Source organism: Pectinatus haikarae (genome assembly GCF_050916305.1).
Classification (GTDB): Bacteria; Bacillota; Negativicutes; order Selenomonadales; family Selenomonadaceae; genus Pectinatus; species Pectinatus haikarae.
The window spans coordinates 1,543,945-1,557,766 of sequence record NZ_CP116940.1 but is presented as its reverse complement, the minus strand read 5'-3'; the positions used below and the strand labels follow the sequence as shown (position 1 = coordinate 1,557,766).

At 40.4% G+C, this 13,822-nt stretch carries 17 protein-coding genes; 11 read left to right on the top strand and 6 right to left on the bottom strand.

Going from position 1 to position 13,822, the window contains the following annotated elements; translation table 11 throughout:
• Positions 1-26: 26 nt before the first annotated feature.
• The 4 genes from NXG61_RS07660 to NXG61_RS07645 form a co-directional block, all read right to left on the bottom strand.
• Positions 27-323, bottom strand: a complete 297-nt coding sequence (locus NXG61_RS07660; RefSeq protein WP_307224639.1) for a hypothetical protein — start codon at positions 321-323, stop codon at positions 27-29.
• 81 nt (positions 324-404) lie between these two features.
• Entirely contained in the window at positions 405-683 is a 279-nt protein-coding gene (locus NXG61_RS07655; RefSeq protein ID WP_307224642.1) for a hypothetical protein, read from the bottom strand.
• Positions 652-774: a hypothetical protein gene (locus NXG61_RS07650; RefSeq protein WP_307224644.1), complete on the bottom strand. Its 123-nt coding sequence runs from the start codon at positions 772-774 to the stop codon at positions 652-654. Before NXG61_RS07650 ends, NXG61_RS07655 begins: the two co-directional genes overlap by 32 nt.
• Positions 774-1,253, bottom strand: a complete 480-nt coding sequence (locus NXG61_RS07645) for a phage terminase small subunit P27 family (protein ID WP_307224646.1) — start codon at positions 1,251-1,253, stop codon at positions 774-776. Before NXG61_RS07645 ends, NXG61_RS07650 begins: the two co-directional genes overlap by 1 nt.
• A gap of 626 nt (positions 1,254-1,879) precedes the next feature.
• Between NXG61_RS07645 and NXG61_RS07640 the strand changes: the two genes are divergently transcribed.
• Together NXG61_RS07640 and NXG61_RS07635 are read left to right on the top strand one after the other, a co-directional pair.
• Positions 1,880-2,107: a hypothetical protein gene (locus NXG61_RS07640; protein WP_307224649.1), complete on the top strand. Its 228-nt coding sequence runs from the start codon at positions 1,880-1,882 to the stop codon at positions 2,105-2,107.
• A 28-nt stretch (positions 2,108-2,135) separates the two neighbouring features.
• Entirely contained in the window at positions 2,136-2,372 is a 237-nt protein-coding gene (locus NXG61_RS07635) for a hypothetical protein (RefSeq protein WP_307224651.1), read from the top strand.
• A 263-nt stretch (positions 2,373-2,635) separates the two neighbouring features.
• On the opposite strand, the gene NXG61_RS07630 is transcribed toward NXG61_RS07635, so the two are convergent.
• The gene (locus tag NXG61_RS07630; RefSeq protein ID WP_307224653.1) at positions 2,636-3,067 is read right to left on the bottom strand and encodes a hypothetical protein; all 432 of its coding nucleotides are present in this window, start codon (positions 3,065-3,067) and stop codon (positions 2,636-2,638) included.
• A gap of 317 nt (positions 3,068-3,384) precedes the next feature.
• The gene (locus NXG61_RS07625; RefSeq protein ID WP_432748897.1) at positions 3,385-3,588 is read right to left on the bottom strand and encodes a hypothetical protein; all 204 of its coding nucleotides are present in this window, start codon (positions 3,586-3,588) and stop codon (positions 3,385-3,387) included.
• A 429-nt stretch (positions 3,589-4,017) separates the two neighbouring features.
• On the opposite strand from NXG61_RS07625, the gene NXG61_RS07620 reads away from it, so the two are divergent.
• From NXG61_RS07620 to NXG61_RS07580, 9 genes are all read left to right on the top strand, one after another.
• A complete protein-coding gene (locus NXG61_RS07620) occupies positions 4,018-5,286 on the top strand; it encodes an NAD(P)/FAD-dependent oxidoreductase (protein ID WP_196603663.1) in 1,269 nt (422 codons plus the stop codon).
• A 107-nt stretch (positions 5,287-5,393) separates the two neighbouring features.
• Positions 5,394-6,659: an SGNH/GDSL hydrolase family protein gene (locus tag NXG61_RS07615; RefSeq protein ID WP_432748896.1), complete on the top strand. Its 1,266-nt coding sequence runs from the start codon at positions 5,394-5,396 to the stop codon at positions 6,657-6,659.
• Positions 6,660-6,684: 25 nt separating this feature from the next.
• Entirely contained in the window at positions 6,685-6,843 is a 159-nt protein-coding gene (locus NXG61_RS07610) for a hypothetical protein (RefSeq protein WP_307224660.1), read from the top strand.
• A gap of 128 nt (positions 6,844-6,971) precedes the next feature.
• On the top strand, positions 6,972-7,745 hold the full coding sequence (locus tag NXG61_RS07605; protein WP_307224662.1) for an IclR family transcriptional regulator: 774 nt from the start codon (positions 6,972-6,974) through the stop codon (positions 7,743-7,745).
• A gap of 203 nt (positions 7,746-7,948) precedes the next feature.
• Positions 7,949-9,466 carry a UxaA family hydrolase gene (locus tag NXG61_RS07600; protein ID WP_307224664.1) on the top strand — a complete coding sequence of 506 codons (1,518 nt, stop codon included), beginning with the start codon at positions 7,949-7,951 and terminating at the stop codon, positions 9,464-9,466.
• Positions 9,467-9,489: 23 nt separating this feature from the next.
• Positions 9,490-10,269, top strand: a complete 780-nt coding sequence (locus tag NXG61_RS07595) for an SDR family oxidoreductase (protein ID WP_307224666.1) — start codon at positions 9,490-9,492, stop codon at positions 10,267-10,269.
• 17 nt (positions 10,270-10,286) lie between these two features.
• Complete coding sequence (locus NXG61_RS07590) at positions 10,287-11,540, top strand: sugar MFS transporter (protein ID WP_307224668.1); 1,254 nt, start codon at positions 10,287-10,289, stop codon at positions 11,538-11,540.
• A gap of 12 nt (positions 11,541-11,552) precedes the next feature.
• Positions 11,553-12,674: an L-rhamnose mutarotase gene (locus NXG61_RS07585; RefSeq protein ID WP_307224670.1), complete on the top strand. Its 1,122-nt coding sequence runs from the start codon at positions 11,553-11,555 to the stop codon at positions 12,672-12,674.
• A 5-nt stretch (positions 12,675-12,679) separates the two neighbouring features.
• Positions 12,680-13,573, top strand: coding sequence for a dihydrodipicolinate synthase family protein (locus NXG61_RS07580; protein ID WP_307224672.1), 894 nt, complete (start codon positions 12,680-12,682; stop codon positions 13,571-13,573).
• Positions 13,574-13,822 lie beyond the last annotated feature (249 nt).

Below are 13,822 nucleotides of genomic sequence, written 5' to 3'. Positions count from 1 at the left end.
AATACCGAGGTTTTAATTTTAACTGCTTAATATCGTTGTGGTTGCTGATATTGATCTGGAGCTTGCTGTTGGTTTTGTTTTTGATCCTGCTTTTGTTTTTGATCCTGTTGTTGCATAGGTTTTTTGTTGCTATCTTCTTTACATTTTTCTTTTTGTTCTTTTTTTTGTTTTTTCTGAGAAATCGGTTTCTGATTATCTTGAGATTGTTGTATTTGGCTGGGATATTGTTCCTGCGGTGTTGGGGCCGCATTTACAATTGAGGTCCCAAGTATCCCCGTTACCATAGCTGCACCAACTACTAATGTTGATATTTTTTTAATCATTCTTATCACGCTTTCTATAATATAATATTTTATATATTATATTACAATGTGACATTTATATCAATAATTTCATTGTTCATTTTAAAAACCTACCTTCCACATAATTTGTCCGCCGTCGACTTTCCCTTGAGTATCTATATTTGCTTGTAGTTCAATCGCATGGTCTTTATCATAATTACGCCGCAGCGCAACCGGGATATAGACCTTCCCGTCATTGACACCGACACCGGTACCGGCATAATAATTTTTCTTGAGATTTATTTTATACACACCGACCTGATAATCTTTATTATCTGGCTGATCAGCAACGACTGTCCGATCTGTTTTCTCAATAGCTGCAGCTGGTAGTGATGTCGTCAAGATGCCGCCTGCAGGCAAGGTATTCGCTGCGCCCGGCTATTTTCCCGCCCGAAGCAATCAGCTTTGCATAGGCAGTCGTCCGATCTGTCATCAGGCATCCAGAAATTTGATGAATTTATTTACGGTTTTGTCTTCTTTGACAGGCACGATCAGCTTCAGCCGATCTGTCGTGGCAAGACCAAGCTTTGTGCTGCACTGCATAATCTGTTTGACATAGCGTTCCTGCGCTGACAGGTAAGGCGATACCGTTTCATATTTTTCATAACCATTTTTGAGGTAACCAGTGTCACCATATTTTTGGATATGCTGCACAAGTTTCATATACCGACTCCAGGCATTGGTATATATTGCAAGGATGGCCAGATCAAGATTATCCAGCAAATCGATCTGTCCAGCATTGGCAACAACGCGGGTAAATTCGGCTGCGGTATCTTCATCAAACCAGGCAGGCGGTGAAAGCGCATCGCGCGGCAGTTTTATTTTCTTTTCCTGCTGGCGTCTGGCGCTGCGTTTGTTTTTCCCTATTTTTCCGGTCGATATGTCTACAACTTTTCGCGGTCTTCCCGGCATGCTATCACCTCTTTTTAGAATTTTTCATTTCTGGCATTTTTGCGCGAAAAAAGACCAACTGCGGTACTATATTTTCATCTCTGAAACTTTTTCAGGTACCCCCACCGGCCTTAATGATATCAAAGAGAATCCCCTGCATTTTCTTCTTTGACATTTCTGATTTTTTATAGGCTTCATGGATTTCTGCGTGACTTTTATCGCTTAAATAAATGAGATTAGACTGATCATAGGCGCGGTTCTTGTCTTCTGTTACCTCAACAATGTGATGGCTCAGCGTGCCTTTTACAAGTTTATGCTTAACATGCAGCGCGTATAAATCCAGTCCGTTACATTTACGTTTGCAGTTATCTGACAGCAGCTACCACATCTTGCTGTGGTAGCTGCTGAGTCTTTATTGCGGCTGTGTCTGTCATATTCTTTGTGCCGCTGCTTCTGGCATTCGCATTATTCATTGATCTGCAGCTTTCGGCTGCAATGTCCACATATCTTTGTCAGCATACTATCACTACCTCCTGATTGGAATTTGCCCTCAAAATATCACATTATTGTCACATACTTTACTTAAAAGTATAGTAAAGTATCTACAAACAGTAAATGAATCCTTATAATAAGAAAGAGTGATTAACATGTTTAAATTAAAGACAAAAAAATTAGCAGCGTTGCTTCTTTCATCTTTTACGGCAATAACTATCTTAGGAACTACCCTTGTAGAGGCGCATCCAGATGATAATCCGCCGCCTCCACCACGCCACGAAGAAGCGCGCCACCATGATGATGAACATTCTACCGGTGAAGTCACAACAGCTGCGATCGCTGGTGCTGTTGTTGGTGCTGTAATAGCTAAAAACACCTGATTGTTAGTAAAAAAGGAGTAGCGAATATATGTTTAAGTCAAGAAGAAAAAAAGTGACAGCATTTGCGCTATCAGCATTTATGGCAGTTGGTATATTTGGAACAACAATCGTATCAGCACACCCAAATGATAATCCACCTCCTCAGTATTTTGATGAACCGGGACCACCTCCGCCTCCACTACATCATTCCCATAGACATTGGGTTGATGGACATTGGTATCATAATCAATGGATAGATGGACATTGGGAAGATGATCGTCGTTAATTCATCACTAGTTTATATTCTTCATGAGAAAGCGCTGTCATATTATAATGGCAGCGCTTTTTGGGCATAAAAACCTGCTAAGAAAAGTCAATCAGTTTCTTAGCAGGTTAAAAAATTTTTGGATTCAGTTTTTGAGTATAACAAAAAGGCCAATTACTTCCTCATTGTAAAGAAATAAGCGCAAATGCTCAACACCGTTATTTTGGTGTACAGCATCTACGCTTTTATAGTACCAAAAGCACCCTGGAGGATGCCTTCTGTGTTTATTTAAAATCTATTAAATCATCAACAATATTTATTTGAAAATTACTATATAATTTTAGTTTTTTTGTGCATTTATTATAGCCAGTCTGAATTTCTTTGAAAATTGCTTTTTCTAATTCAAACAATGGCAACCTAATCTTGTCCAATGTTTTCTTTTCAGCTGTATCTTCAGCTTCTATATCTGGAGAAGTTTTTTTAAATAAATCTTGACTCGTATATATCTGTTCCCTTAATAAAAAATCATATTGAGCAGTTAGTTTTAGTAAGTTTGGGGTAGATAATCCAAGTACACTTTTTGATTTTAATAAATTTAATAAACTGAGTTTACCATCGGTTATTGCATTATTAATTGATTGCCCGGAATGTAATGGTGTTGGCGTAATTATAGGATTAACCTCTTTACTTAAAAAGTCATCTTTTCTATTTAGCACCTTTACTACATAGTTTCGATAGGTCTCACTCCTTATTAAGTAAAAAAGTAATGGTGCATAAATTTCCTGTAGTCTTTTTTCATATAGAACTCTTGTTTTTTCATCTTTCCATCATAATTTAATTTTCATCCCTTATAAATTTATAATACTAAATTCAAGAAAAGAATGTGTTGTCCTGCAATTGATACCTAAAAAAACGGGTCAAAAAAGGGTCGTCTTTTGTCCTAAAAAGGTCGTAAAAGGGTCGGGAAAAGATCATGAAAAGGTCGCGTTCTGCCCTAAAAGGGTCATTTTGGCAACAACGATTTATCCACAGGTTACTTGAAAAACACGAAAGACAGCTGTATTCGGACCGCTTTCGTCCCGAATACAGCTGTTGCCATGCTCTGTAATGCTTCATCATGTTTAATTCTGCAGCGCTTTATTCCTGAGTGAATCTGGCTTGAAATAAACTCCCATGAATCCCGCTCAAACCACCGGCCCTTGAGGATGATCTGCAACTCATCATCAAGCTGCTGCATTGCTCGATCCACCCTGTTGTCAAACATATCGCTGATTTTTTTAAATAAGGCATAGTTTGTCCTGTCATAAAAGTCCGCTATACTTATGCAATACGTTTGATTGCTAACGGAGTTGATGTACAGACTGTGGCGGCATTGTTAGGTGATAAAGTTAAAACGGTGCTGAATACTTATGTGCACTATACTGATGAAATGAGAGCAAAAGCTAAGGACGATATCAATCGTATTTTTGCGTAAAATTTTTGACGAATTACACAAGAGTGCCTAGATAAAGGCATTTAGAGGACGTATGATATTTTATTCACAAATATACTTGTTATTTTATTCACAATCGTTTATAATAACTTTGTGACAAAAGGTACGTATTTATCGTACCGCACTGCTGCCAATAATTGCAGTTAATCAGATTTTATTCTAGGAGTGGGAAATATGTCAGAAAAAAGACCTCATGTAGTAATTGTAGGCGCCGGATTCGGGGGAATTAAGGCAGCCCAGTTACTCGCTCAGGAAAATGTGGATGTAACATTGATTGACCGCAATAATTTTCATTTATTTCAACCGTTATTGTACCAGGTATCTACCTCTATGCTGTCAATCGACGAAATTGCCTATCCGACAAGAGCATTTTTCCGCAAGCACAAAAATGTCCGTTTCATGCTTGCCCATGTACAGGGTTTTGATGCAGAAAATAAGGAAGTCATCACACCATATAAACGTGTGAAATATGATTACCTTATTCTCGCCGCCGGCTCAACGACCAATTACTTCGGTATGAATAAGCTGGCATACTCTACCTATGGGATGAAAACCTTACGTGAGGCAATTCATATACGCAATCACGTACTCCACATGTTTGAACGTGCCGAACGCGAAGCGGATCCTGAAGTACGCAAGAGAATGCTTACTTTTGTCTGTGTTGGCGGTGGTCCTACCGGAATCGAAGAAGCCGGATCATTATCTGAACTGGTTCATATTGCCATGAAAGATGAGTATCACGGTCTTGACTTAAATGAAGTTTCTATTATTCTTATTGAAGCCACGGACAAGGTTCTGCCTATGATGCCGGAAAATCTTCGCAACGAAACTGTACGTGTCCTCCGTTCAAAAAATGTCGATGTCCGTCTTAACACACAAGTAGTCGACTGTGACGAAAATACACTCACATTGAAAGATGGTACGAGCATCTCGACTAATACAGTAATTTGGGCCGCCGGTGTAAAAGCTGTCCCTGTTATAGAAAAATTTGGTTCTGAAGTGGACCGTGCAGGGCGGGTAGTCGTCGGAAAAACATTACAGATCCCCAATCATCCGGAAGTTTTTGCTATAGGTGACTGTTCCCATTTTGAACAAAGCGGTCGTCCCCTGGCAACCATCGCTCCCGTTGCTACACAGGGTTCTGTCGTGTGTGTTGAAAACATAAAGAAACTTATAAAAGGTAAAACCGATTTAAAAGAATTTGTTTATCACGATGTAGGCAGTATGGCCACAATCGGAAGAGGTCAGGCTGTCATGTTTAAAGGCAGCATTAAAATGAAAGGCTTTTTCGCATGGTGTGCATGGATGCTCATTCATCTAATGAGGTTGGCCGGTACACATACCAACATGACTGTTGCTTTGAAATGGGGCTGGAATCTTTTATCCGGTATCCGTATCGGACGCATAATCACCAATATTCCTGACAATCGTAATGAACAATAACTACCGCCTTTATTTATCTATAATTTTGTACCAAATCGACTTATTCGGTTTGGTACTTTTTATGTTATAATAAATTTAAAAGTTTTTTAAAGGATGTGCTTTTATCTTTGTTTAAGGCAATATTTGCATTCTGCGTTTTTGTTTTGCTTGCATCGCAGTTTTCTTATACCTGTGCCGCTCTTCCTGCACAAAACGTGGCTGATGGTATAACAGTAAAAGAACAGCCCCTCAAAATAAGTATCTTGTGGTCACCTGTTCCCAATGCGGTTCAATATGAGCTTAATATCAGCAATGCGCTCACAGGTCAGCAGATAACTGCTGTACAGTCCATCTACGCGACAGGATACGAATTGGATACAGGACTTTTACCGGAAACTCCCGATCAGCTGCAATGGCAGGTGCGCGGACTGGATTACAACGGCAATCCCATAAGTGATTACAGTCCCTATAAAGCTCTGGGCAATTCTATTATCAACAGCGACAGACCTATTCCCACCACTCAGTTCGATAAAATGGCTTATACTCCGCTTTATCCCGTTTATTCATGGATTCCTTACCTTCATGCCGCAAAATATACTCTACGCATATATTATGACGATGGCAGCAACGTTCCGACACATGACAAATTACTTAATGAATATCAGACCGACGATACATTTGATTTTTATGATCCGGCAGCTTACACACAGGCGGGCAAGTATTATTGGACTGTCCAGGCGCGTGATGCTGATAATAAGCCTATAAGCCGTTGGTCCGCACCATCCTACTTTTCTGTTACCGACAAGAATATAAAGGTAGCCGCATTGGGTGACAGCATAACTCACGGCGGCGGTGCTATCAGCACTCCTCCAGGATATACCATGTACAATTGGCAGACCTATTCCGTCGTACCGATTTTAAACATCGGTTACAGCGGTGATACCACAGGAGCCATGCTGCATCGTTTTTCCAAAGATGTACTGCCTTTCCATCCTCGTATATTAGTCATCATGGGCGGAATAAATGATATACGTGCCGGAATCAGCGCAGATGAAGCTATTCAAAATCTTTCGGCAATACGCAGTTTATGCCTTGACAACAATATAATCCCTGTTATGGTCACTGCCAGTCCCATCTATCCCGAAAAAATGCAGCGTATAGATATCACACCCGCACCTGACTGGCAAAGACAACTTTCCTTATTAAATCATTGGATACTTTCCTATCCCGACTCAATAGACACGTATCTGCTCCTTGCCGATAATCAGGGGCTGCTAAAAAGCAGTTTTACTACTGACGGACTCCATCCTGACGCTGCAGGCAAAAAAATAATCGGCGAAACAATCAGTACGGCGCTGTTAAAAAAATACCCGGTAATCCTCTCTCGGCTATAAATCTTTAAATAAAGAGGCTTAACTGATGGAAAATAATGATGATCTGCAAAATATTGAAAAAGCTATAGAAGCCATTAACAAATTATGCAGCCGCTGCTCTGTCTGCACTCCAGAGTGCCATGTGGCTGCGGCTAAACGGGCCATGGAAGCACTGCGTTACGACCTCCAATCATACAATGAATAATATTCCCGCGAATTCAGAGTCTTAATATTTTTACCGTAAGAAAAACAACATTGTTTTTCGCATCTGCTCCTGATATTTCATCATAAAATTATGATTTCTACAATAAAATTTATGAAATGGCGATAAATATGGATAAATTACATATGCCTACACTTCGCGTCTTAGAAGTTTTTAAGGCAATATATGATAATGAAAAGGGACTTACTTTAACTGAAATTTCACGCAGCACCGGCATAGCAAAAGGTACGCTGCATCCCATAGTTGCAACACTTTTAGAAAAAGAATACCTTGAAAGCAACGGCTCATTTATTTCAATAGGCAGAGGGGCTTTTAAGCTCGGATATTCTTACGCTCATTCGCTCAGCTATCTGTATATACTCAAACCGCATATGCGCGAAATCGTCACTTCCTGTGATGAAATATGCCAGTTGGGCATTTTAGACGGGGAAGATGTTCTTTATATAGAAAAAACTGAACCAAAGCAGGCTATACGTATTGAATCATCTGCCGGAAAAACTATTGCTGCTTATGCCACGGCTCTGGGCAAATGCCTCTTAAGTGGTCTGACCGAGAAAAATATCACCATATTGTATCCGGAAAAGCTCTTTTCTTACACAGCAAACACTGTTGCTAGCAGAACTGGTCTCTTAAAAACTTTGCAAGAGGTTCGGAAAAAAGGGTATGCGCATGAAATCGGCGAGACAAATATAGACATTGAATGTCTTGCCGTTCCTATTAAGATAGAAAATAAAATACAGGCTGCCATCAGTGTCAGTCTGCCTATATTCCGCTCCACACCAGAAAAAATAGAACATATTATAAATGTATTACGATTTCACGAAAGAGCCATCGAAACAGAAATATCTTCTCTACCCGGTGGCATAAAATTATTCTCTGATTAATATCTTATTGTATAATACAAAATAAAATTTTTACTGAACAGATCACTGCACGTCGAGTGGTCTTTTTTTTAGTAATGACAGAAAATTGATACTTAACGAAGTTGTCAAAATATTATCTTGACCTATATTTTATGCTTTGATATAATATGTTTGTAATTATATACGAACTAAGTTTTTATATACTAACAAAAGGAAGTGTCTTGATGAAAGCATTGCATGTAAATGTGGCAGATAATGTCGCAACAACATTAAAGTTTCTGCCAAAAGGCGACATTGCTCTGGACACCGTTCTTCTCCAAGATATAAAGCAGGGTCATAAATTTGCCACGACAGACATTCGCCAAGGGAAAACCATCATTAAATATGGTTCGCATATAGGCGTTGCCGCAAGTGATATAAAAGCAGGTCAGTGGGTGCATATCCACAATCTTGAAAGCGAGCGCGGCCGGGGCGATACCGATTCCAAGGTAAGAAAAATCATACAGAGCCGCCTCATCCATCCCGAGACTGCACACAGTGATAAAAAATATTCGCTTATGGGCTACCGCAGAGGTGATGGCAGTTTTGGTTTTCGTAATCATATCTTAGTAATTCCCAGTGTCCATTGCGCAAACAAAACCGTTGAACAAATAGCTAACTCTATTATTTACAGTGATCTATCCGCCACTCAGGAAACAAACGTAGTTTATGTGACTCATCAGCATGGCTGCAGTGAATTATCCTATGACGCCGCTCAGACAAAATCTGTGATAGTCGGCACAGGCGCAAATCCGAATGTGTATGGTGTTCTGGTAGTGGGACTCGGCTGTGAAGGTGTCCCAGCCGAAGACGTAGCAAAAGAAATCAGTGAACGCGCGCCTTATAAAAAAGTTCACCATCTTGTAATTCAGGAAGTTGGCGGTGTCAATGAAACTATAAAACAAGGTGTGAAAATCGTCAAAAAGATGCTTGCGGAAGCTGTTCAGGGGAAAAAAACCGAAGGTACCCTGGCTGATGTTATTCTCGGTACAGAATGCGGTGGCAGCGACAGTTTTTCAGGACTGAGCGCCAATCCTAGTCTGGGTGCAGTTTCTGATATTGTTATCGAACATGGCGGAAGCGTGATCTTAGCCGAAACTACAGAATTGATCGGTGCCGAACATCTTTTGGCGGAGCGGGCTGAAAATGAAAAAGTAAAAAAAGATATACTTGACACAGTCCGAGGTTTTGAACAGGCTGTTATAGACGCACACGCGGATATTCGTGGTGCCAATCCCAGTCCCGGAAATATTGAGGGTGGACTAAGCAGTATAGAAGAAAAATCATTGGGCTGCATTTATAAAGCAGGCAGCCAGCCGGTAACTGCTGTAAAGGCATATGCCGAACAAATCACAGACAAAGGGCTTACTATGATGAATACTCCGGGCAATGACATTGAACAATTGAGCGGAATGGCCGCGGGCGGCTGCAACATATGCGTATTCACCACGGGGCGCGGAACACCTACCGGCAGTCCTATCGTACCTACTATCAAAGTATCTTCAAATTCTGAAACATTCAGAAAAATGAATGACATGATAGATCTTGATGCCGGTGCTGTCATAACGGGTGAAAAAAACACTTGTGAAATGGGCGAAGAAATATTGGATTTTATCACAGCAGTCAGTAATGGCATGCTGACAAAAGCCGAAATAAATAAACAGAATGATTTTTCTATCTGGCGTCTGGCTACTACAGTTTAAAAAATATAGGGAGGGACTTTTAGATGGATTTACAGTTAAAAGACAAAATAGTTTTTGTTACGGGCGGAGGTAAGGGAATAGGCAGCGGCATCAGTATCGCTCTTGCCAGAGAGGAGGCTGTTCCGATAATTCTTTCCCGCTCAGCAATCACTGCCGATTTCAAAGAAAATTTGGAGAAGTATACCAACAATTATGAATTTATTAAAATTGACTTAAATGAAGCAGATAAAATAAAACCTATTGTTGATGATATCGCGAAAAGACATGGCAGTATTTACGGTATCGTCAATAATGCCGGTGCAAATGATAACAAGGATTTGGAATCTACCTCATGGCAGGAATTTGAAAAAAGTCTGCATGGCAACCTGACCCATTATTACGAGCTTGTCCATTCAGCTGTACAGTATTTGAAAGACAGTCATGGTTCAATCCTAAATATTACTTCAAAAACAGCACTGACAGGTCAAGGCAAAACAAGTGCCTATGCTGCCGCCAAAGGTGCTATTCTTGGGCTGACACGAGAATGGGCTTCAGCTCTAGCAAAGGATCATGTCCGCAGTAATGCTGTGGTAGTCAGCGAATGCTGGACGCCTCTTTATGCGAACTGGATCAAAACCTTTGATGATCCGGAGACCAGAAAAAAAATTATTACCGATAAAATTCCTTACGAACATCGTTTCACCACTATTGAAGAAATTGCTGACATGGCGGTTTTCGTGCTGTCGCCGGTCTCCTCGCATACCACTGCACAGTGGATATTCGTGGACGGCGGTTATGTTCATCTTGATCGGGCCTTGACCTGAAAACGGAGGAAGGAAAAATGGAAAATAAAATAAGCAGCAAAAGTATAAAAATAGCTTTTTGTCTGGTCACTACCTTATTTTTTTTATGGGGTCTGAGTTATGGGCTGCTTGATGTAATGAATAAGAATTTCCAGAACCAGCTCGGCATAACCAAAGCCACTTCCGGACTTTTACAGGCAGCTTATTTCGGCGGATATTTCGTATTTGCCACACCGGCATCGCTGGTAGCAAAAAAGTACGGTTTTAAAGGCGGCATCATTATGGGTTTGTTTTTGTATGCCGTAGGAGCGTTATTGATCATACCGGCAAGTAATGTACACAGTTTTTATATGTTTCTCGGCGCGTTTTTTATTCTTGCCTGCGGTCTTGCCAGTCTGGAAACGAATGCCAATCCATATATAACAAAACTTGGTCACGATGAGGATGCGGCTTTTCGTATAAACGTAGCCCAGAGTTTCAACGGTGTAGGGCAGTTCATCGGCCCGATAATAGGCGGCAGCTTATTTTTGTCTATTGCCAACGGTTCCGATATTGCCGCAAATATGCGCAATGTCCAAATGGTCTATGTCGGAATAGCAGCCATAGTCATATGTTTGCTCATAACTTTTCTGGCAGTAAAACTCCCTGAAGGTTCCGAAATATCCGGGGGTGAAGACGCGGCAAAGGGCAGTGGGACATATGGACAGCTTTTCGGTTACCGTCATTTCCGGCTGGGTGCTATGGCACAATTTTTCTATATTGCAGCACAAGTGGGAGCCGGAGCATTTTTTATAAATTATAGTGTTGAGCATTGGCACGGGTTGTCGGACAGTAAAGCAGCTTATTTTTTCGGTATAGCCTTGATCGCCTTTATGGCAGGCAGAATAGTAACCACTCCATTGATGAAAAAATTCAGTGCCAGTAAAATACTCGGTATATATTCTATAATAAATGTATTTATAATGTTGCTCCTCAACATCACATCGGGCAGCGTAAGCGTATTTTTACTTATTGCTTCTTTTTTCTTCATGTCGATCAGTTTCCCGACTATTTTTGCGTTAAGCATTGTGCATATACCGGAAAATCTCGTAAAAACGGCTTCCAGCATAATCATTATGAGTATCGTTGGTGGTGCTATAATGCCTTTTTTCATGGGACATGTGGCAGATAATTTTGGTACTGCAGCCGGATACCTGCTTTTAGCTCCCTGTTATTTGTTTGTTACATGGTACAGTTTCAAAGGCTGCAGTATCGAACTTGATGCGGCTGAACACCATCAAGTTGAAGTATAAGGAGTGGGCAAAATGCTGGAAATTGTAGACAGTCATTTTCATATCTGGGATTTAAATGTTTTAAATCTGCCCTGGCTTGAAGCTTACCCGTCATTGAAAAAAAACTATACTATGGACAATCTTTGCAAAATCTACGGCAATCATGATGTGCTTTTCAAAGGAGGTGTCTACGTAGAGGTAGACTGTGATAATACCGCAAAAGAAGATGAATTTATATTCAACCTTAATCACCCTCTGATACTCGCCAAAATAATGCGGGCACAGTTATGCAAAAGCATGCGGCTGCCTTTAGGTGTGGCAGGTGTCAGAGAACCGCTTCACACTGTGCAGTCACCGCGTGGGCGCTGCTTGAAAAAAGATTTTATCGAGGGTCTTGAAATTTTGGCGGACAATGATCTGATTTTTGAAAGCTGCAACCGAGTGGAAGAGCTGACAGATCTGCATAAAGCTCTTTCTTCCGTACCTCAGGTAAAGGCAGTTATCAATCATTGCGGCAATATAACAGAATTTAATACCGATTATCAGCAAATCATGAAAAAGCTGGCAAGCCTGCCAAATGTATATTGCAAAGTTTCCGGTTTTCCCACCGGTGATACAGTATTTCTGAAAAAACTGCTTGATTTTCTGACAAGCATTTTCCGTACCTCAAGACTACTCTATGCTTCAAATTTTCCTGTTATCAGTCTTTATTCATCTTTTGATGAACATTTAAACACATTAAGAAAATATTTTAATGATAATGCCGATTTTTTCAGCAAAAATGCAAAGAAACTATATAAAATCAATAAACCTCAGATCAGGGCCAGTGTCATACGCCTTCGGACTGAAAAAGCATCATATTATAAAAAACTGCATGCCTCTCCTTATCCGAGTGTAAATGAAATGATCAGGCAGTGCGGCATAAACCAATACAAAATCTTCAATCGTGATGATCTGCTTTTTTCAATCATGGAATACTGCGGTGATGACTATGAATACGATATGGAAAAGATGGCACATGATCCCGAAACCATACAATGGTGGAAGGAAACAGATCCATGCCAAACACGCATAGAAGGTGCCGCTAAGGATGAATGGTGGGCTGATATGCAGCCCGTATATGATCTAAACAAAAAAATACCAAAGGGAGACTAAAATTTATGGAGTGCAAATATATATGTCCTATTTTAACGTCAATAAATGAATCTGGCAGTGTGATTTATGAGGATATGCACGTACTATATGACGGACTTGTAGAAGCCGGGATAGATGGTGTTTTAAGCGGCGGCAGTGCCGGTGAATTCTATGCCTTTACCTATGATGAAATCAAGTCACTGCTTCTTGATGCCGTAAAATATATCGATCACCGGGTAATTGTCCTTGCCGGCACAGGACGTATGGCTAAATCCGAAACAATCAGTTTGTCAAATGAGGTTCTGTCAGCAGGTGCCGATGCAGCAATCATAGTAGGACCTTATTACAGTGCCTGCAGCCAAGAAGATATATTCGATTACTATGATGATATACTCAACAAAATAAACGGCAATGTTCTCATTTACAATTATGCCGATCGGACAGGCTATGATGTATCCAGCGGCACTATTCTGCGACTCCTGGCAAAGCACAAAAATCTTGTCGGCGTAAAAGATACCCATCCTGTGCTGCGCCATACCCAAAAATATATACAGGATATCAAGCCCAATTATCCCGATTTCAAAATTTTTACCGGATACGACAATAACTGCATTGCCTCCGTAATATCCGGCGGCAACGGCTGCATAGGAGCTATTTCCAATGTTTATCCCAAACTGTGCCATGAAGTTATAGAATCTCTCCGGCAGGAAGATCTTGAACGGATAAAGCAGCTGCAGCGGCAAATAGATAAATATATGAGTTTCTATGAAATTAATTCCACTTTCAATCCTGTTATGAAATGGGCCATGAAGGAAATGCATAAGCCAATGCAGGAATATTGCAAGGAACCCTTGTCTGCGCTGACTGATGAAAACAAAAAAAAATTAAGCGCAGCAGCAGATAAGTTATGGCGCAGATAAATTTGAAATTAGATTGAACAGTAAACACATCATTGATCTTATTTATATGAAGATCGTCCTGCCGGCTAAACTTTTTACTGAATCAAAATTTATAGTTTATTTTATGAACCTTGGCATTTGCATCTGCCAAGGTTCATTTTATGCTTACCTGATGTCGAGGAAGATGTACTGCCCAAATATCTTATGTTCAAAGATTACAAAAATCATGTTGGCTTCTAAAATTTATTGAAAGATCGACTGTACAAAAAT